At 58.3% G+C, this 19,459-nt stretch carries 14 protein-coding genes; 10 read left to right on the forward strand and 4 right to left on the reverse strand.

The genetic code is table 11. The annotated features are described in order from the left end of the window. Window positions 1-50 precede the first annotated feature (50 nt). The 8 genes from asnB (FSZ31_RS05940) (at window position 51) to FSZ31_RS05975 (ending at window position 10,091) form a co-directional block, all read left to right on the forward strand. Complete coding sequence (gene asnB, locus FSZ31_RS05940; RefSeq protein WP_147122199.1) at window positions 51-1,925, forward strand: asparagine synthase (glutamine-hydrolyzing); 1,875 nt, start codon at window positions 51-53, stop codon at window positions 1,923-1,925. Window positions 1,926-2,074: 149 nt separating this feature from the next. After that, on the forward strand, window positions 2,075-3,382 hold the full coding sequence (locus tag FSZ31_RS05945) for a glycosyltransferase family protein (RefSeq protein ID WP_147122201.1): 1,308 nt from the start codon (window positions 2,075-2,077) through the stop codon (window positions 3,380-3,382). A 121-nt stretch (window positions 3,383-3,503) separates the two neighbouring features. Next, window positions 3,504-4,310, forward strand: coding sequence for an FkbM family methyltransferase (locus FSZ31_RS05950; RefSeq protein ID WP_147122202.1), 807 nt, complete (start codon window positions 3,504-3,506; stop codon window positions 4,308-4,310). A gap of 69 nt (window positions 4,311-4,379) precedes the next feature. Then, window positions 4,380-5,828: an oligosaccharide flippase family protein gene (locus tag FSZ31_RS05955; RefSeq protein WP_147122204.1), complete on the forward strand. Its 1,449-nt coding sequence runs from the start codon at window positions 4,380-4,382 to the stop codon at window positions 5,826-5,828. After that, window positions 5,825-6,691 carry an NAD-dependent epimerase/dehydratase family protein gene (locus tag FSZ31_RS05960; RefSeq protein WP_147122206.1) on the forward strand — a complete coding sequence of 289 codons (867 nt, stop codon included), beginning with the start codon at window positions 5,825-5,827 and terminating at the stop codon, window positions 6,689-6,691. The genes FSZ31_RS05955 and FSZ31_RS05960 overlap by 4 nt, the downstream gene beginning before the upstream one ends. Window positions 6,692-6,765: 74 nt before the next feature. Continuing rightward, on the forward strand, window positions 6,766-8,070 hold the full coding sequence (locus FSZ31_RS05965; protein WP_147122208.1) for a glycosyltransferase: 1,305 nt from the start codon (window positions 6,766-6,768) through the stop codon (window positions 8,068-8,070). Between the two features lie 52 nt (window positions 8,071-8,122). Then, complete coding sequence (locus FSZ31_RS05970) at window positions 8,123-8,929, forward strand: class I SAM-dependent methyltransferase (protein ID WP_161595960.1); 807 nt, start codon at window positions 8,123-8,125, stop codon at window positions 8,927-8,929. Between the two features lie 7 nt (window positions 8,930-8,936). Further along, entirely contained in the window at window positions 8,937-10,091 is a 1,155-nt protein-coding gene (locus FSZ31_RS05975) for a glycosyltransferase family 4 protein (protein ID WP_161595961.1), read from the forward strand. A gap of 4 nt (window positions 10,092-10,095) precedes the next feature. On the opposite strand, the gene asnB (FSZ31_RS05980) is transcribed toward FSZ31_RS05975, so the two are convergent. Next, window positions 10,096-12,075, reverse strand: a complete 1,980-nt coding sequence (gene asnB / locus FSZ31_RS05980; RefSeq protein ID WP_328592390.1) for an asparagine synthase (glutamine-hydrolyzing) — start codon at window positions 12,073-12,075, stop codon at window positions 10,096-10,098. Between the two features lie 271 nt (window positions 12,076-12,346). Here asnB (FSZ31_RS05980) and FSZ31_RS05985 point away from each other — a divergent pair, with 271 nt between their 5' ends. Together FSZ31_RS05985 and FSZ31_RS05990 are read left to right on the forward strand one after the other, a co-directional pair. Beyond that, window positions 12,347-13,447: an EpsG family protein gene (locus FSZ31_RS05985; protein WP_147122214.1), complete on the forward strand. Its 1,101-nt coding sequence runs from the start codon at window positions 12,347-12,349 to the stop codon at window positions 13,445-13,447. Further along, the gene (locus FSZ31_RS05990) at window positions 13,401-14,582 is read left to right on the forward strand and encodes a glycosyltransferase family 4 protein (protein WP_147122216.1); all 1,182 of its coding nucleotides are present in this window, start codon (window positions 13,401-13,403) and stop codon (window positions 14,580-14,582) included. The genes FSZ31_RS05985 and FSZ31_RS05990 overlap by 47 nt, the downstream gene beginning before the upstream one ends. Window positions 14,583-14,603: 21 nt before the next feature. Here the strand turns inward: FSZ31_RS05990 and FSZ31_RS05995 are convergent, their stop codons facing one another. The 3 genes from FSZ31_RS05995 to FSZ31_RS06005 are packed head-to-tail and all read right to left on the reverse strand — an operon-like array spanning window position 14,604 to window position 19,416. Beyond that, window positions 14,604-15,980 carry an O-antigen ligase family protein gene (locus FSZ31_RS05995; RefSeq protein ID WP_147122218.1) on the reverse strand — a complete coding sequence of 459 codons (1,377 nt, stop codon included), beginning with the start codon at window positions 15,978-15,980 and terminating at the stop codon, window positions 14,604-14,606. A gap of 11 nt (window positions 15,981-15,991) precedes the next feature. Further along, window positions 15,992-17,209, reverse strand: coding sequence for a tetratricopeptide repeat protein (locus tag FSZ31_RS06000; protein ID WP_147122220.1), 1,218 nt, complete (start codon window positions 17,207-17,209; stop codon window positions 15,992-15,994). Continuing rightward, a complete protein-coding gene (locus FSZ31_RS06005; RefSeq protein ID WP_147122222.1) occupies window positions 17,209-19,416 on the reverse strand; it encodes a GumC family protein in 2,208 nt (735 codons plus the stop codon). The genes FSZ31_RS06000 and FSZ31_RS06005 overlap by 1 nt, the downstream gene beginning before the upstream one ends. Window positions 19,417-19,459 lie beyond the last annotated feature (43 nt).

Genomic DNA, 19,459 nt, shown 5'->3' on the forward strand with positions numbered 1-19,459 from the left:
GGTTTGGGGTTCGATCGACGATATCGCGTTTGATATGAAGGTATAAATCGATGTGCGGTATCGCTGGGATTGTAAATCTCGATGGCCAGGCGGTTTCGCCCGAAACGCTTCGGCGCATGACCAATGCCATTGCCCATCGCGGTCCCGACGGTGAGGGCCAGTGGATCGAGGGCGGCGTTGGCGTAGGGCATCGTCGTCTCGCGATCATCGACCTGTCGCCCGCGGGGCACCAGCCAATGGTCAGCGCCGACCATCGGTTCGTTCTCACGTATAACGGAGAAATATACAATTTTCGCGAGCTGCGCGCCGAACTAGAGGCGAAGGGTTACTGGTTTCGCTCGCAAACCGACAGCGAAGTCTTGCTCAATGCGTTCGCTGAATGGGGTACGGAAGCGCTCGATCGCTTCAATGGCATGTTTGCTTTCGCGATCTACGATCGCCGCGAAAAGCGCCTTACGTTGGCGCGCGACCGTTACGGGATCAAGCCGCTCTATGTTTACAACCAGGGCGGCCTGTTTGCCTTCGGCTCGGAACAGAAAGCGATCCTGACCGATCGCCGGATCGAGCGGCGGGTCGATCACAAGGCGTTGCTCGAATATTTCACCTTCCAGAACATCTTTACTGACCGGACATTGGTCGAGGGAATTCAGCTACTCCCGCCGGGGCATTTCGCGACGCTCGACTGCTCGCGCAAAGACGCGCAGCTCAAGGTCACGCAATATTGGGACTTCGACTTCTCCGAACCCGACAAACCTGCTTCGGATGCCGAATATCGCGAGGAGCTTGACCGGCTGTTTCGCCAGGCGGTCACGCGCCAGCTGGTGTCCGACGTCGAACTCGGAAGCTATCTGAGCGGCGGTATGGATTCGGGATCGATCACCGCGGTCGCGGCGCAGTCATTCCCCTATCTCAAGACCTTTACCTGTGGTTTCGACCTGAGCTCGGCCTCTGGCATCGAACTGGGCTTCGACGAGCGCACCAAGGCCGAGGCAATGAGTTATCACTTCAAGACCGAACATTACGAGATGGTCCTGAAGGCGGGGGACATGGAACGCGCGATGGGCAAGATCGCCCGGCACCTCGAAGAGCCGCGCGTCGGCCAGAGCTATCCCAATTTCTATGCCGCGCAACTTGCTAGCAAGTTCGTCAAGGTGGTGCTGAGCGGCGCAGGCGGCGATGAATTGTTCGGCGGTTATCCGTGGCGTTACTACCGCGCGGTCGTGAACGACGATTTCGAAGATTATATCGATAAATATTATCTGTTTTGGCAGCGATTGATCCCCAACAACGACATCAAGAAGATCTTCGCTCCGGTCTGGGGCGATGTTAAGGATGTGTCGACGCGCGATATATTCCGCAACGTTTTCAAACACCACGACGATCGACTGGCGACCCCCGAGCGCTATATAAACCATTCGCTCTATTTCGAATGCAAGACCTTCCTGCATGGCCTGCTCGTTGTCGAAGATAAGCTCAGCATGGCGCACAGCCTCGAAACACGCGTGCCGTTCCTCGACAATGACCTGGTTGATTTCGCGATGCGCTGCCCGGTGCATCTGAAGCTCAATAACCTGAAAGAGGTCGTACGCATCAACGAAAACGAACCCGGCAACAAGCAGGGCAAGTTCTTCCAGAAGACCAAGGACGGCAAACAGGTACTCCGTGACACGATGAAGAATTTCATCCCCGACGACGTCACCCAGGCTGAGAAAAAAGGCTTCTCTGCCCCCGATGCAAGCTGGTTCAAGGGAGAGAGTATCGATTTCGTCAAATCGGCGCTCTTCAACAAAAACGCGCGGATCTATGATCTCCTCGATCGCAACGCAGTGCAGGGCCTGGTCACCGAACACTTGGACGGTGTGCAAAACCGCCGCCTGTTGATATGGTCCTTGCTCAACGTCGAGCAGTGGCTCGCCGATGGCTAGTCGTGTCACCGCCCGATAATCATATATAATCTATCGAATCAACACGTTAGGCACAAATCTTACTAGGGAGAGTTATTCGTGCGGGCAATCAGAAATGGCCTTGTCGCGATGTCTGTGCCCTGAATCCATCTAAAAAGGCTGTTCGTAAAATGAGAATTAGTTGGTATAAAAGGCTGTTCTGGAACCTTATTATTATCGCCTTTGTTCCAGTATTTCTAATCGCTGCGATATTCCCAGGCCGTCGGCATGACCTGCTTATTTGGGGTCCGGAGCCGGGGATTGGAAACAAATACTGGTCCAAGGCGATGAAGCAGGCCGGGCATAAAAGCGTTTCCTTGATGTCCGATCGGTATGCGATCAATGCGCCTGAAGACTTCGACAAGTATTATGTAGATTTCGTTCCGTTGCCGCTGCCCAAATCACTGCGATGGGCACTTGGATCATGCTTGGCCTTCATTTATGCACTTCGGCGCGGGAAGGTTGTTCACGGATCTTTTTGGGGCTTTTCACTGGGTCTTTCGGGCCTATGGTGGATCGAAAGCTTTTTCTTTCGCCTCAGTGGAACGAAATTTGTCGTTATTGGATTCGGCGGTGACATTTATCTGTATTCGAAGGTCTCAGACCCGTCTCTGAGGTATGGTTTGTTGGCGTCCTATCCGCACTTTGCGCTTGAAGAGGAAAAAACCGTCACCCGCATACGCTACTGGGTCCGCAACGCTGACATCATTCTTTGTGGCTACATGATGGATGGCATTGGACGATGGGATGTCACGACGCACAGCGTTTATGCAGTCGACACAGATCACTGGACGCCGAAATCCGACTATTCCGATCACGACGGGACGAACGGCGTCGTGCGTCTCCTTCACGCGCCAAACCATCGCGGATTCAAGGGAACGGAATTCATCATCCAAGCCGTTGAGGAGCTTAAGGCCCAAGGGCTCAAGGTAGAGCTTGTCTTGCTTGAAGGAATTCCGAACAGCCAAGTCCGGGAGGTCATGAAGGGCGTAGACTTCTTGCTCGACCAATGCATTATGACCGGCTACGCATTGAATTCGATGGAGGGTATGGCATCGGGTCTTCCAGTTTTAGCCAATATGAGCGAGGAATATTACACTCGAGTGTTTCGTCGATATGGATTTCTTGACGAGTGCCCGATCTTGTCGACAACGCCAGAAAACATTAGAGAAAATATCCGCGTTATGGTAGAAAACCCACAGCTTCGCAAGAGGCTGGGCATGGCGTCACGAGACTTTGTTGTAAAATACCATTCGCTATATTCCACCCAATACTTATTTGGCTCGATATATGACCATTTATTCTCAGAAAAAAAAGTAGATCTACTTAATCTTTTCCATCCCCTTAAGTCCGAATATAATCTTCGCACACCTCGCGTCGAACATCCGTTGATCGAGAGCACGCTGCCGCGCAATTTCGCTGGAGGTTCCACCTGCTAGATTCCTAAATGATACGAACTTTTATGCGTGATGAACGGGCATACCGAAATCGGGCCGTTTCAGCTCGCAGATTCGAACTTAACTGAGGCAGGCCGCCTTATCGCAAGAGAGTTATTCACTGATGATACTGGTCAAGGCTTTCAACCTTTTGTCGCGGATGGATAGTCCGACGCTCCGTCCTCATCTCGCTAAGTTTGCCACCTGGCTTCATCCGGATAAAACCTTTCGTGTGGATGGGGCGGGCAGGTGGTTGAACATTCAGCCCGAGGCAACTTTTGTCAACTCGTCGATCCATTTGGAGAGTTTTGAGACGGTTGAGAGGCGCGTAATGGACCTATGGTGTTGGGATTACCTGCCAAAAGAAGGTGACACGATCATCGATGTCGGAGCAGGGGTTGGCGACGATGCGGTCATTTTTTCGCGATTGGTTGGAGAGACCGGACGTGTGATCGCGATTGAAGCCCACCCCGAGACGTTCGCTTGTCTTGAAGGCACGATAGATCGAAGCGGCCTGAAAAATGTTACCGCGGTTCAGCGAGCGATCATTGATACCGATGGAGAGGCGTTGATTGGCACCGCCGAGCACCATGTCGCGAGTTCTATTATGTTGAGCGGAAATATAGCGGTGGCGGCGTCGTCGCTGGATTCGTTGATCCACGAATTAGGATTGGACGGTGTAAGCTTCGTCAAGATGAACATTGAGGGTGCCGAGCGTTTGGCCGTGTTGGGAATGAACAGGTTGTTCGCCGACCTCAAACGCGGGTGTTTTTCGTGCCATGATTTTATTGCCGATCTAGGTGGACCGGACGAACTTCGTACGCGTGACGAGGTGCGTGCCAAGCTGGAATCGGTGGGATATACCATCAAGATGCGCAGTGAAGACCCAGCACCGTGGGTAAGAGATTATCTCTATTTTTCGCGAGAGTAAGCTAATGCCGCTGCGCATAACTAAGCTTGCGGGTACACAGGGGATAATGGATTGGGCAGGGATTAAGCCATGGCTCACGCTCAACGGCTCGGCAAAGACATAGCGATATACGGCTCAAGCGAATTCATCTTTAAATTTATCGCGTTTGCTGCTTTTCCTTTCTACGCCCACCATTTTTCGGTGGCTGATTTTGGCTTATGGGCGTTGCTTAGCGTATCGGCTACTCTGCTCGGATATTTCGCCAATCTTGGCGTTAACCAGGCTGTGCAACGCTTTTATTTCGATGATTTTTCAGACGACGTTGGAACGGCCGTCATAGTTTCGACCGGGTTGGCCCAGATTTTCGTTTCTAGCATCGCGGTCGTCACGTTGGCGATCGCGGTGTGCGTATTATTCGCTAAGGCAACCTTGGCCGGCTATGGCATTTCTCAATTGTTGTTGGTCCTCGCGATTGCCAATGTCATTCCCGACCAGCTCCTGCAATATTGCCTCGACGTGCTGCGTATGCAGTTCACACCGCTGCGGTTCGCCCTGCTGGCCTTCGCCAAAAATGTTCTGGGCACTGCGTTAGCGCTCGTGCTCGTGATCAGGTTCGATGCTGGATTACCCGGGCTATTTTTAGGGGTGGTTTTTGGTACGACGATGGCTGTCCCCTTGGGTCTGTGGCTGATTCACCGCGATCTCGGCTGGAAATTGCATCTGCCGCTTACGCGGAGTCTGTTTGCCTTTGGTTTCCCACTGACTTTCGGCAGCGTCGCTCACTGGATTTATACATCAATAGATCGTTGGATGATTGCCGATTTAAGCTCGTCATTGGAACTTGGCCTTTTCAGTGTAGCGGCTAAATATGCCACGATCGTAAGCTTTGTGATCGCGGCATTTGCGCAAGCGTGGACACCGTTCGCTATCCGTCTGTTTCGCGATGATCCCGAACATAGCACATTATATGGCAAGGTTTTCGCGCTATGGTTCTTCGTCTTGAGTTTCGTAGGTTTGGGCATAGCCCTTTTTTCCCGCGAGGCACTGATGCTCTTTACCCCGGCCGATTTCTGGCCCGCCGCGATCATGTTGCCGGTCATGGCGTCAGGCATGGTGTTGTACGGAACGATACCTGTATCGTCGCTTGGGATAATCCTAAGCAAGCGAACCACTTTGGGGACAATAGGGACGTGTCTCGCCGCGCTTATCAACTTTGTCTTAAATCTATGGCTAATCCGGCAATACGGGGCGATGGGCGCGGCACTTGCCACGCTCATCACTTACGGCTTGCTGGCACTTTATTATCTGGTTTGGAACCAGCGGCTCCATCCCATTGCCCTCGAGGGGAGGAAGCTGGTCTATTGCCTGCTTATCGTAGGCATCACGGCCGCCCTGCCGCTCGTAGACCTAGGCGCGTTGACCGCTAGGGCGTTCATGATCAAGATCGGCGTCGCAGCGCTGGTCTTGTTAGGGGCCTTTGCCACCGGAATTCTGAACCGTTCGATGTTCGAACCAAGGAGTTTGAGGAGCTTGTTGTGAAGCGGATTATCATAGCCGGGGCCACCGGATTGGTCGGGAGCCACCTGCTTGCGTTATCGGGCCAATACGAAGAGGTTCACGTCCTCGCCCGCGGCGATGTTGTCGATCTGCCAGGCAATGCAGTCGTGCATAAAATCGACCTGACGACCGAATTCGACACATCGGGCCTTCCCGGGCAGATCGATGGCGTGATCGTCCTGTCGCAGTCGCCCGATTTTCGAGACTTTCCCGACAAGGCGCTGGCCATTTTCGACGTCAATGTTCGCGCGTTGCTGATCTTGCTCGATTATGCCCGGCGCGCCGGTGCGACGCACTTTGTCTCGGCATCGAGCGGGGGCGTCTACGGCCTGTCCAATGACGCGATGCGCGAGGACGTGGTGATTCCGGCCAGTGGTTCGTTAGGATTTTACCCTTCGACCAAGATCATCGGCGAGATATTGGCGCACAATTACGCTGCCTTTATGAATGTCGCGGTGTTGCGCATATTTTTCGCTTACGGGTCCGGCCAGAAACGTTCGATGCTGATCCCGCGGCTGGTCGACAATGTCCGCGAGGGGCGACCGATCACGATCGACGGAGAGGACGGACTGAGGATCAACCCGGTCCATGCGACCGATGCGGCGAAAGCGGTGATCGCGGCGCTTTCCATCGACGGCTCCGCCACCTTCAACGTCGGCGGACCAGATGTTCTGTCGCTCCGCGAGATTGCCGAAATGATCGGCCAAGCAGTCGGCCGCACGCCGGTCTTCGAAACCAATGCGGACAAGCCAGCGGTCAGTGTGGTTGGGGATATCGCGCGGATGAAGCAAGAATTGCTGAAGCCGGCACGAAAACTGGCCGATCATCTCGATGAAATGCTTTAACGGCTCGTATTGGTCCTGGCGATCGCCGCGATTCGCACAAATCCCGTTTTTGACAATCAGGTTGTTAATCAGACATGGCCAATTTTCCGACCGATAATGACCCCGGTGCCGCAGTGTTCGGTCCGCGGATGCTGGTTTTCGACTCTGCCTATACGTATGAGATTTTGATACACCGCAAAATCGAAATTCTGGTTACCGGAAAGGGCTTGAACGGCTACTTCAACCATATCTGGACCTGTCATCCGGTCGCGTCGCTCCTGGTCGACGAAACGATGGCCGAGCGGTTCGGTCGCCCCCAATTCTACGAGCTGGCGCCAAGTCATACGATGATCGAAGGGCGAATAGGCCGTTTCGCTGCGCTTCGGCGCTTTCAGAATATCAATTTTCTTCTGGCCCAGATTGACCTGTTCGTGGTCCTGTGGCGGTTGATCGGGCGGGAACGGATCGACATCGTCCGTTCCGAGGACCCGCATTATAACGGCTTGTGCGCATGGCTGATGTCTCGCCTGCGGCGGTTGCCGCTGATGGTCGGCGTGTGGGGCAATCCCGGCGCCGTCCGGAAAGTGACCGGCCGGCCATTGATGCCGCGAATCTTCCGCAAGGTTGCGGTCGAAGAGGCGGTCGAGCGCTTTGTTCTGCGTCGCGCCGACCAAATCATCGTTCAGAACGCCAACAACGGTGAATTCGTCACCGACTGTGGTGTAAAGGACGACCGTATCGCGATATTCAGGCTCGGCAATGCACTGCATGAAGATCATTTCAGTGTGCCCGAAAGCCGTACGGGAGGGGCCGAGGCGTTGGCCGAATTTGGCATTACGGGACATGATACATTGGCCGTTCTGTCACGGCTTGAACCGCTCAAGCTGGTTGATCATGTCGTTTCGGCTGTCGCCCTGCTGAAACAGCGCGGCCGGCCAGTGACCGCCATCCTGGTCGGTGACGGGGTCGGACGCGATGATCTCGAAGAGCTTGCGAACCGATTGGAAATTGCCGATCGGATCGTGTTCGCGGGCAATCGCGACCAGCAATGGATTGCTCGCGTCGTGGCTCACGTATCGATGGTGGTCTCGCCGCTGACTGGCCGCGCGCTCGGAGAAGCAGCGCTGGGTGGGGCCCCGCTCGTCGCCTACGATATCGACTGGCACGGCGAGATTGTCGAAACCGGCAAGACCGGCGAATTGGTCGAATATCTCAACATCGAAAAACTCGCCGATGCGATCGAACGGCTGCTCGACAATCCCGATATGGCGCGGCGTTACGGCGATGCAGTGCGCGACCGCGCGATGGCGATGCTCGACCCCAAGACAGCCGATCGTGACCAGGCCGCACTTTACGATCAGTTGCTGGGGCGCAAGCCACTGGGCAGCGGGCAGCGATAGCGTTAGGACTGCCGCGATTATCGGGATTACCAACAGGGACGACGGCACGACTATGGACAAGCAGCGCCAGCATATCGACAGCAACATTGCGGTGCACGACCGCATTGCCGAACAATACGACGCGCGCCATGGCGAAATCTTCAATCCGATCGAGCAGGCGCGCCTGGCCGCCGCGCTGGGCGAGGCCAAGGGGCTGATGACCAGTTCGGCTACCCGGCCAACTGCGCTCGATTTCGGCTGTGGTTCGGGCAATTTGACGCGCCACCTTCTAGCGCTCGGTTTCGCCGTCACTGCCGCCGACGTTTCGCCCAAATTTCTCGAACTGGTGCAAAAGCGATTTAGCTCCAGCCAGCTGTCGGTCTTGCAACTTAATGGCGAGGACCTGGCCGAGCTGGACGACGGCAGCGTCGATTTCATTGCGACCTATTCGGTCCTCCACCACGTTCCCGACTATCTCGGCGCAATTGCCGAATTCGGTCGCGTCGTCGCACCCGGAGGGGTGGTCTATCTCGATCACGAACAGCATGAGCGGTACTGGCAGGGCGATCCGGTGCTCGACGAGTTCTATGCCCGTGCGAAGCCCTATGACTGGAAGAAGTGGTTCGTGCCGTCGAATTACGTCCACAAGATCTGGCGGCTGTTCGATCCCCGCCACGCCAATGAAGGCGATATACACGTCTGGCCCGACGATCACATCGAATGGGACAAGATCGCCGCAATCCTTGCCAAAGCAGGGCTCGAACCCGTCATGACGCACGACTATCTGTTGTTCCGCGGCGGCTATGACGAGCAGGCTTACGCTGCATATCGTACGCGGACTTCGGACATGCGCTGCATGGCTTTTCGCAAGCAAGGATAGGCGAGGCGTGCCCGATCCGTGTGCCGATCGGCTGGGCGGTTCGCCGAGGGATGCTCGCGAGCGCCGGCGTATCGCCTTTGCGATCAAGGCCATGGGTGCGCAGGGCGGCGGCGCCGAACGTGTCTTGGCCGATGTCGCCAACGGCTTGGCCGCGCGTGGTCATAGCGTCGTCATCGTCAGCTATGATCGGGCAGAAACCCCTGACTTTTATGCGCTCGATCCGGCGATCGAGCGAGTCCGGTTGGGGGTCGGCGAAACCCACAAGCCGACGGGGCTGCGCGAAACGCTGACTCGGTTGCCGCGCTTGCGCAGTGCGATCAAAAGCTTCGCCCCCGATGTCGCTGTCGGCTTCATGCACTCGATCTATATTCCCATGGTCGCGGCGCTGGTGGGGACGAAAACGCCGCTGATCGCCAGCGATCATATCGTCTACGATCATTTTCGAACGCGCCCGCTGGAAGGCGCGCTGTTGCGGGTCGCGGCGCCCTGGTTCGCGGCGATGACGGCTGTTTCTCCGACCGCGCGCGACACCTACCCACCCGCAGTGGCGCGGCGGATGCGCGTGATTCCCAATCCGGTCAGCGCGTCGCCCGGCGCGATGGCGGATACGCGCGGCGCTGTGCGCAAGCGCGTACTGACCGTCGGCCGCCTTGCCGAACAGAAGGATCAGCGAACGTTGATTGCTGCGTTCGCGCAACTGGCGAGCGAGTTTCCCGACTGGGACTTGCGGATCGTCGGCGAAGGCGATTTGCGCCCGGCGCTCGAACGACAGATCGCCGATCTCGGCATGTCGCACCGGATCGATCTGGCCGGCGCGGTGTCGGATGTCGCAAGCGAATATGCTGCGGCTCAGATGTTCGCCTTGCCATCGTCGTACGAAAGCTTTGGCCTCGTTACTGCCGAAGCGTTCGCGCACGGCCTGCCGGTGGTCGGATTTGCCGACTGCCCAGGAACCAACGCGCTTGTAGTCGATGGGGTAAACGGGATCCTCGTTGGCGGGCCGGACCGTATAGCTGCTTTTGCCGATGGGCTTCGGCGGCTGATGGGAGATGCAGTTCTGCGGGTCAGGCTGGGGGATGCCGCACCGGCATCCGTCGCCGAATTCAGCACCGAACGCGTCATCGTTGCGTGGGAAGGTCTGATCTATTCGGTTGAAGCCTGAGGCTTCAGCGTGCGCGGTTCCACGCCTGGAACATCAGCACCGGCCACAAGGCCTCTGTCGCATCGCTATGGCCTGAGAGGTGGCGCTGCCAGCGTTGGCGGATCGGCGCGGGATTGAGCAGGCCGCATTCGCCCAGCGCGGCAACCGACAGAAGATCCTCTGCCCAATAGCGCAACGGCCCGCGTAGCCATTCGCCGACGGGTATCGCGAAGCCCGCCTTGGGCCGCTCGAACAGGTCGCGCGGGACGTGTTCGCCAAGCAGGTCGCGCAGGACGCGCTTTCCGCCGCGGCGATCGAACTGCATCGCTGCGGGCATGCGTGCGGCGGCGGCCGCAACGTGCGGATCGAGGAACGGCACACGCGTTTCAAGACTGACCGCCATCGCCGCGCGGTCGACCTTGCACAGGATGTCGCCGGGCAGATAGCTCGATGCATCGAGCGCCATCATGCCCGTTTCGAGCGGCAGGTGGCGCAACGCCGGATCGATCGCGAGCGGCGGGATCGACGATCGATCATAGTCGGCAGCGACCGGATCCTCGCCGAGAGACCAGTGGTCGAGGAACAGGCCGACCATTCCGTCGAAATCGCGCGAGCGGGCAAAGATCGCGAGCGCGGTCCGCAACCGTTCGCCGAGTTGGCGGGGACGCCGCGCGCCGCGCACCCGCGCTGCGGCGACCCACAGGCCGGCGAGGGCGGGGCCGCCGATTGCATTGCCGGCCTGGCGTACTGGCAAGGGGAGGGGAGCGAATTTGCGCCACAGCGATGGGAAATAGCGGTGACGGTTGTAACCCCCGAACAGTTCGTCGCCCGCGTCGCCAGACAGCGCGACGGTGACATGCGCGCGCGCGATATGGGATACCAGGTGCGTCGGGATTTGCGAACTGTCGGCGAACGGCTCGTCATAGATCTGCGCCAGCGAGGGAATGACCGCGAGCGCGTCTTCTGCCCCGACATAATGTTCGTAATGATCGGTGCCGAGGTGCGCCGCGACGCGTCTGGCATAGCCCGCCTCGTCGAAATCGGCTTCGCGAAATCCAAGCGTGAATGTCTTGACCGGCGTATCGGACGCTCTCGCAGCGAGTGCGGTGATTAGCGAGGAATCGATGCCGCCCGATAGGAAGGCGCCGACGCCGACATCGGCGACGAGCTGCTTCTCGATTGCCCCGGCCAGGCTGTCGCCGACCGCTTGCTTCGCGGCGTCATAGCTCGAAAATGGCTGCGCAGCGCCTGCGGCGACGACGTCCGCATGATCATAATAGCGCTGGATGGTGAGGCCGTCAGAGCTCTCGAGTGTCGGGGCGGACCGGCGGTGAGATTGAGCGGCGTCGGTCGTGATCGACATCCACGTTCCGGGCTCGAGCTTGAAGATTCCACGGTAGATGCTGAGCGGAGCCGGGATATAGCCGCGCCCCAGCATGACACGCAGTGCAGCGGGATCGATCGGGTTGTCAAACCCGGGCAATACGGTGAGCGCCTTGAGCTCCGAGCCGAACGCAAAACCGGCAGCGGTCCAACCATAATACAACGGCTTTTCGCCGAAGCGGTCGCGCGCCAGCGACAGGCGGCGTTCGGCCTTGTCCCACAGCGCGATCGCGAACATGCCTTCGAGGCGGGCGAGCGTGTCGGCAAATCCCCAATGCGCGATCGCCGCGAGCAGGACCTCGGTATCCGAATGGCCGCGCCACGCGGGCGCGGCGCCAGCGGTTTCGAGGTCTCGGCGAAGTGAGCGGAAATTATAGATCTCGCCGTTATAAACGGTGACATAGCGTTCGTCGAACGAGGTCATCGGCTGATGGCCGGCGCTTGATAGGTCGAGGATCGCTAACCGCCGGTGGCCCAGGGCAACGTGCCCGTCGTCGCTGGTCCAGAGGCCGCGATCATCGGGGCCACGATGGGCGAGCGCATCGGCCATTGCCCAACCGGTTTCCGCAAAGATCGGACGCGGAGCAATCAAACCGGCGATTCCGCACATGATCGACCTCATCACTGTAGTTCTAAAGCAAAATGCGATGTCGGCGAGCGGGCGGACCTAGTTTGCGATCGATAGCGTCGAGCTGCGATATTGGCAATGTCGCGACCGCTACCGCCGTCCATTCCAGGCAACGTTTTTCAATCGCCGCGGGCAGTTCCGACTCCCGCACAGCGCTACATCTAGGGACCAGTACGGACTTGAGTAGCGATGGGGCTTGCCCTATCGCTTGCCGCGCCGCGAGACGATTTCAACCCTTTACCGTCCGCCCGGGATTCCTTGGCCTATGCTGATCTATTGGCTCTTGTTGGCGCTGCCCGCATTTTTGGCGCTGGTCGGATTGCGCAGACAAGAGGCCAGCACACGAGGTGGCACCAGTCGCGCACAGTCGAACACCGTGTTCATCGGCGGCTTCCTGATGGTCGTGTTCTGGGTGTTTTATAACCTGATTTCGGGCCTGCGCTACCAAGTCGGCGGGGATTGGTTTGCGTATATCAATATGATTGATCGGGTCCGCGAAGACAACTTCCTCGAAGCGCTGTTCGAAACCGATGTCGGTTTCGGAATGACGACATGGGTAATGACGCGCCTCGGGCTGGGTATCGGCGTCATGAACTTCATTTGTTCCGGAATTCTCTCACTCGGCGTGCTTCGCTTGGCGAGGCGGACGCAACATCCCTGGCTGGCGATAACTGCAGCCGTGCCGTATCTTCTGATCGTGGTCGGCATGGGCTACGTCCGGCAGGCAGCGGCGATCGGGTTTATCCTGTTCGCCATCAACGCACTGATCGACAAGCGCAGCGGGGTGGCCTTCGTCTATCTCGTTATGGCGACCGCGTTCCATGTCAGCGCTCTGATCATGGTCCCGTTTCTTGCCGTTGCATATGTTCGTAATCTTCCCTGGACGATCGTCATCATGTTCATTCTGGCAGTCGCCGGATATTTCCTGCTGAGTGGGACCGAGCGATTTGAGCAAGTCCAGGACGGCTATATCGACGCCGGATATGCATCCAGCGGAGCTCTAGTCCGGATCTTGATGAATGTCGGCCCTGCGATCGTGTTTCTCTATGTGAAGGACCGGTTGCCGGTCTCACTGCTCGAAAAGAAGATATGGATGTTGATCAGCATGGCCTCGATCGGCCTCGCGGTGATCCTGCCGTTGAGCCCGTCGTCTACCGTCGTCGATCGCCTCGGCCTGTTGTTTTCTCCGATTCAGATCTATGTTTTCGGCTATTTGCCGCAAGCGTTGAACATTCCACTGCGCAGGTCGGGACTGATGATCATGGCGGTCGTCGCCTATTGCGTAACGATCCAGCTCATCTGGCTTAACTTTGCCGACAATGCCGGCGCCTGGGTGCCATATTATTCTGTCTTATCGGGAACTTGATCCCGTGCCGGCTTCCCGTAATACACTCCTTTTATCGGCCAATATCGCATGGAATATTGTCAATTTCCGGATGGGGCTGATTGCCGCGCTGCAATCCGACGGGTGGACGATCGTGGTTTGCGCGCCGAACGACCGCGATAGCGAGGCTCAGCTGGCACGCCTCGGCATCCGGTTCGTTCCGATGCCGATCGATGCCAAGGGGCTCTCATCGATAGCCGACTTACGCACCTTTCTTGCTTATCGCGATATCATGCGGACGGTCCGCCCCGATGCCTTTCTCGGTTGGACGATCAAGCCCAATATTTATGGCGGGCTGGCAGCACGAAGTCTGGGCATACCCGCAATCGCCAATATTTCGGGTCTGGGCACCGCCTTCATCCGCGATAACATGCTAACCAAAGTCGTCAGTGGCCTCTACCGGTTCGGACTAGCGCGGGCGAGGACGGTATTTTTCCAGAACGCAACCGATCGCGACCTGTTCGTCGAACGATCAATGGTCCGCGAGCGACAGACTTGCCTTCTGCCCGGCTCTGGCATTGACCTTGCCCGCTTTGCGACAGCCGAGCCGGACTTGCGCGAAAAAGGCCATTTCCTCATGATTGCGCGGTTGCTCGGCGACAAGGGCGTGCGCGAATTCGTCGCAGCGGCCCGCCTGTTAAAGGCGCGCGGACTTAGAGCTCGTTTCGGACTCCTGGGATTTCTCGACGTCGCCAACCGCACGGCGATCACGCGCAGCGAAGTCGACGCGTGGGTAGCCGAAGGGCTGATCGACTATCACCCGCCAGTCGAGGACGTGCGCGCAATGATTGCCACCGCCGACGCTGTGGTCCTGCCTTCGTATCGCGAAGGCACATCGCGCGTATTGCTTGAAGCGTGCGCTTTGGCGCGACCGGTCATCGCGACCGATGTTCCGGGGTGCCGCGAAATCGTCGATGACGGGGTCAACGGCTTTCTCTGTGCGGCGCGCGATCCCGTTTCGCTCGCCGCGGCGATGGAAAAGCTGCTGAAGCTCGACGATGGACAATGGATAGCAATGGCCAGCGCGGCGCGGCTCAAGGTCGAGGCAGAATTTGCCGAGCAACGCGTCTTCGATGCCTATCGCGTTGCACTGGCGGATATGGCTCCGACGCACTGAATCTCGGTTCGCAGTGACCGATTAGGCGCGTCGGCGGCGCGATCGGTGGCGTGTCTCATCGACCGGGACTACGGGACGGGCGATGCAAGCAGCCAGAAATGCGAAGATCGTCGCGATCGCAGCCGTTCGGATCGGATAATCGACGATGCTATGCGCGGCGACGAGGACAATTCCCATCGCGGCGGCCAAGCAATATTGCGGGTAGGTTACGCGCGTTGTCGCCAGCCAGCGGATCCGGCGGACGAACCACAATCCGAAAATTGCCAGCAACGCCAGGCCGACGAGCCCGAAATCGGATAACAGTTCGAGATAATCGTTATGCGCATGATTGACGAAAACCGTCGTCACGCGGTCGATCGGTTCGATGCCTGCATAGCTCCAGCGAAAGCTACCCAGCCCGTATCCGACGGGAAAGGAATCGACGATCATGTGCCACGTATTGCGCACGTAATCGACGCGTTCTTCTCCCTTGAGCGGATCGAACGCCAAACCCGCCAGTCGGTTCGACAACAGCCAGATGCTGGCCAAAACCGCTCCAGCAACGATCGCGGACAAAGCCATCAATCGAGGCAAGGAAAGCCGGATTGCCGTACGAACTCGATCGTTACGCAACAACCAGTAGGCCACCGCCGCAATACTCAATCCATAGCCCGCGACCGACTTGTTGAGGATCAGGTTGATGACGAAAAACAGGAAAACTACCGCGCGCAGAACCTGCCAAGCGAGACCGTTGCCGCGCCGGTCAGCACGTTGACCAAAAGGCATTTCGGCCGACAGAACGAGGGCGATCAGGAACAGCGTCGCGAGATGGTTGCTGTTGGCGAAAAAGCCGACCGAAGTGCCGTAGTTGGTGATTGCATAGAAATAGGCAGGTCCTGACATTCCCTGCGAGAGCTGGATGAGACCGACCAGTGAACTCAGCACGGCAAAGCCGATAATACTCCAGAGCGTCGCTTCGCGCGATCGTTCGCTCGCGCGCAACGTCAGCGCCAAAACCGCGAAAGGCGGCAATAAGGCGAATATAGAAACCAGCGCCTCCGTCGGCTGAATGCTGATCGAACGCCAATTGTCGGTCATTGCCAGCAACGCGTCGCTTTCTTCGACCGAACCGCGACCGGGCAAGGCATGCCAGATAACGGGGGGGAGTGGAATCCAACTGATCAACACCCACGCGACGGCCAGCGCGAACGCCACATACAGGAGACGTGCGTCAAGCGGTGCATTGGCCGAGTGTTCGACGGATTTAGGGGTCCAAAACAGTCTGGCGAGAATCGCGACCGCGATCACTTGCAACACCGCATTGCCGACGAACCCCGCCGCACTGGCGCCGCCGAGCAGCAGGCACAGCACAAGGTAGGCAGGCAGGAGCGCGGTCTTCAGATGCTTTGTATTTAACAAGGCGGACAATCCTAATCGATGGCGATGCGGGAAAAGCGCATACGGAAGGGTTGCGAACCGACTTCAGGAATGCCGCTCAAGGTAATGTTCTGAAACGCACAACCGCTCGCGGGTATCGAGAAACTGGTTTGTTTCGTCGCGGGCTTTGCGGTCATCGCGAAAACTATCCGGGCTAACGGTCGATCGTCACCCGCACAGCTCACATCCCAGCGCATCGTCCCTCCGATTTCGGGAACGTCGATTGCCTTGCCGACAATTGTCAGGCGGTGAGACCCCGGCGCCATCCGAACCGTCTGTTGAGTTGCCTCGACAATCGTATCGGAAAACACTTCGACGTCGAGCGCGACCGGGCCGGCCGCATTCTCGTGTGTGAATTCCGCAACCACCCCGCTGTTGTTGATGAGCTGCCAACGAAATGCTGCCGGACCCGGCCGGCCTTGAAAATGGGGATCAAAAACGTTGCCCGACTTTTGTGCGTCCGGCGAGCGCCGCCAAATTGCATAGGCGGTCTCGATGCTACCGCGTTGCGCCAGTCGATCAATTTGGTCCCAGCGAATCTGCTTGTCCACCCCGGGCTGGTTGAGCAGCTCCGTCATGAAGGGCTCGGCTTCGGCGACCTGGCTAGCTTGCGCCAAAAACCTCTTGCGAACATCGGGGTAAGCATTGAGCCTTGAAATCAGCTTATGTTCCGGATCGCGCACCAAAAGGACGACGAGGGCCTTTAGGAGAAGCTTGTCCTGATCGGGACGTAGGCGCGCGAGTCGAACGATCTGGGTTACCGCGTCGTTGGCGCGACGCGCCTCGATGAGGTTCTTAATCAGGTGAAGCCGGGGAGCCGGCGAACGCGGATCAAGCCGAACCGATCGTTCGAACAGGGTAATCGCCTTCTCGGTATCCCCGATCCGTTCGAACATCGATCCCGCAAGCATGAACGGCCAGTTGTCGAGAGGATCGAGCCTGTGTGCCTCGCTGGCGACGGCAAAAACTGTATTGGGGTCGTGCTTCTTCCAGTCGATGTCCTGCACGACAAGGTTCTCGTCGAGGAGATCGAGGGCGCCCTCGGACGGCCAGACCAGCTTGCTCAGCCCCAAGGAAACGTGGCTGTTGACGGCGATCTGGACCAGCATGTTGCGCGCCACCAGCGCAATCAGGACGACGGCGAAACAGCTAACGAATATCCGGCGAATTAGGACAGACGACGAACGGGCGCCGGATAAGGGCTGGTCCATTACTGATCCTGGCGGCGCGAGTTGATCCAGCGGGCCGAGTCAGCATGCGAAGCCGAATCCTTTTCTGCACCATAGCCATAGCCATAGCTGTCACCGTAGCCGTAATTGTAGCTGTAGCTGTCTTCCGACACGTCATATTTGGTGACCACGGCGCCGACGACATAGGCGCCGACCTTACGCAGCGCGGCGAGCGAATTCTGCACGTGCGGAACGCGGATCTTGTTCGCCTGAACAATCAAGATGGTCGCTTCGCACATCGATGCCAGCGCGGGTGCGTCGACCAGCGAGAGCAGGGGCGGGGCGTCGAACACGACGACATCGAAGCGCTCGGCAAGTTCGCTGACCAGCTCGCGAATGCGCTCGCCCGAAAACAGTTCCGATGGATTGGGCGGGGCACCGCCCGTCAGGATGAGCGAAACGCCATGATCGCCCGCGACGATAGCTTGGTCGATCGTCGCAGTTCCGGTCAGCAGGTTCGACAAGCCGGCGACGCTCTTGTGCGAACCTTCGACGCGGAAGGTGGGACGCCGCAAATCCGCATCGACCAGCAGGACGCGCTTACCCGCTCTGACAAAGCTGCGTGCCAGCCCATAAGAGGTCGAAGATTTGCCTTCTTCGGGCAGGGTGCTGGTAACGACCAGCGTCCTGGGTATGCCATGGCTTGTTGCCAGGCGCAGGACGTTGGCGATGTTGAGATAGGCTTCGGTAATCGGAGACTTCGGATCGTTGAGCAGTTTTGCGATTGGCGTGTCGTCGTTGACCAGCGGAACGGTGCCCAAGGCTTTCAATCCCAATCGGCTTTCGACGTCTCGAGGACCCGAAATGCGCTCGTGGAGGAGATCGTACCCGAAGCTTCCGACAAAACCGGCGATCAGTCCGAGTGCCAGCCCGACGACAAGGTTGAGCGGAATGATCGGCCACACGGGGCTGCCCGGGACCTGGGCACGATCGACAACGGCGACTTCATTGTCGCCGACGCTGCCCGCGACGCCGACTTCCTTGTAGCGTTGCAGGAGGGCGTCATACAGTTCGCGGTTGGTATCGACGTCGCGCGACAGGATGGTGTATTGTGCGCCTTCGCCGCGTTCGCGCAGCATCGATGCCTTGACCGCATCGAGTCGGCGTTCGAGTTCCTGCTCTTCGCCAAGCGCGGTAAGATATTCGGCGCGATAGGTCGACGTACGTTCGCCGCCCTGGGTTGCTTGGGTCTTGGCTATTTCTTTTTCGGTTGCGGCAATGCGATCGCGGACCGATCCCAGTTCGGGGTAGCCAGGCAGGAATGTCTTGGCCAGTTCGCCCTCCTGCGTCCGCAGCTTGGCCAACTCGCCGCGCAGGTCTGTTACCGCGCTGTCGCTTACAGGTGCACGCGACATGTTGCGCAGCTTCTGTTCGGCGGCGATCCTGCGCTGCTGTGCCTCGGCCAGTGTTTCAGCGAGTGATTTGAGCTCGACGTTGCTGATCGATTGCGAGGTCAGCGTGCCGTCGGCACTGTTTCCCTGGATCGTTACGATGCCCTTCTCGCGCTCGAATGCGAGCAGGTACTTCTCCGACGATTCAAGTCGGTCACGAATCGTCTGCAACTGGCCCTCTAGGAACTTGCGGACGAACGCGGTCTGTTCGAGACGGCGGTCGAGATTGGCCTGGATGAAATTGTCCGCCACTGCGTTGACGATCTGGGCAGCCTTGGCCGGCTGTCCATAAGTGAAATGAAGGTCGACGAGGCGGCTTTGCCGGACGGGCGCGACTTCCAGATTGCCACTGACGACCGCGGCAGCGATCTTGAGACGCGTATCGCGCGGCAGCGACTGATCGACGAATTCGCTATCGCCGGCTAGATTGAGGTCGCGCACGACGCGCTCGGCCAGCGATCGCGCCTCGAGCAGGCCCAAGGCGGTCTGGTCGGTGGTGATATCGCGCTGAACGGACTGCCGCACATCGCCTTTGTCGAGCACCTTGGTTGGCTCCGGATTGACCTGAAGGCGGGCGGTCGCTTCGTACTGGGGTGGCGTAACCAACGCGAGAGCGAGGCCCAACAGAAGCCCTGCCAGGCCAAAACCGGCAATGATCCACATATGACGTTTGGCCGTCGCAAGCATCTGCAATGCGATCATCGGCGTGCCGCTATCGTCGCCGCCCTGGTAAAAGGCGGCGTTCTGTTCGGGGCCGTTGATCGGCCTCATCGCACCTGTCGCCGCTGCTTCGTTCATTACATAACCTCGAAATCAGGAAGGGTTTTGTTGGACACCGCAG

The organism is Flavisphingopyxis soli, from assembly GCF_007995095.1.
GTDB classification, from domain to species: Bacteria; Pseudomonadota; Alphaproteobacteria; order Sphingomonadales; family Sphingomonadaceae; genus Flavisphingopyxis; species Flavisphingopyxis soli.

Coding starts and splice junctions, on each gene's coding strand:
- asnB (WP_147122199.1), top strand. CDS start 51: ATGTGCGGTATCGCTGGGATTGTAAATCTCGATGGCCAGGCGGTTTCG.
- FSZ31_RS05945 (WP_147122201.1), top strand. CDS start 2,075: ATGAGAATTAGTTGGTATAAAAGGCTGTTCTGGAACCTTATTATTATC.
- FSZ31_RS05950 (WP_147122202.1), top strand. CDS start 3,504: ATGATACTGGTCAAGGCTTTCAACCTTTTGTCGCGGATGGATAGTCCG.
- FSZ31_RS05955 (WP_147122204.1), top strand. CDS start 4,380: ATGGCTCACGCTCAACGGCTCGGCAAAGACATAGCGATATACGGCTCA.
- FSZ31_RS05965 (WP_147122208.1), top strand. CDS start 6,766: ATGGCCAATTTTCCGACCGATAATGACCCCGGTGCCGCAGTGTTCGGT.
- FSZ31_RS05970 (WP_161595960.1), top strand. CDS start 8,123: ATGGACAAGCAGCGCCAGCATATCGACAGCAACATTGCGGTGCACGAC.
- asnB (WP_328592390.1), bottom strand. CDS start 12,075: ATGAGGTCGATCATGTGCGGAATCGCCGGTTTGATTGCTCCGCGTCCG.
- FSZ31_RS05985 (WP_147122214.1), top strand. CDS start 12,347: ATGCTGATCTATTGGCTCTTGTTGGCGCTGCCCGCATTTTTGGCGCTG.
- FSZ31_RS05990 (WP_147122216.1), top strand. CDS start 13,401: ATGCCGGCGCCTGGGTGCCATATTATTCTGTCTTATCGGGAACTTGAT.
- FSZ31_RS06000 (WP_147122220.1), bottom strand. CDS start 17,209: ATGGACCAGCCCTTATCCGGCGCCCGTTCGTCGTCTGTCCTAATTCGC.
- FSZ31_RS06005 (WP_147122222.1), bottom strand. CDS start 19,416: ATGAACGAAGCAGCGGCGACAGGTGCGATGAGGCCGATCAACGGCCCC.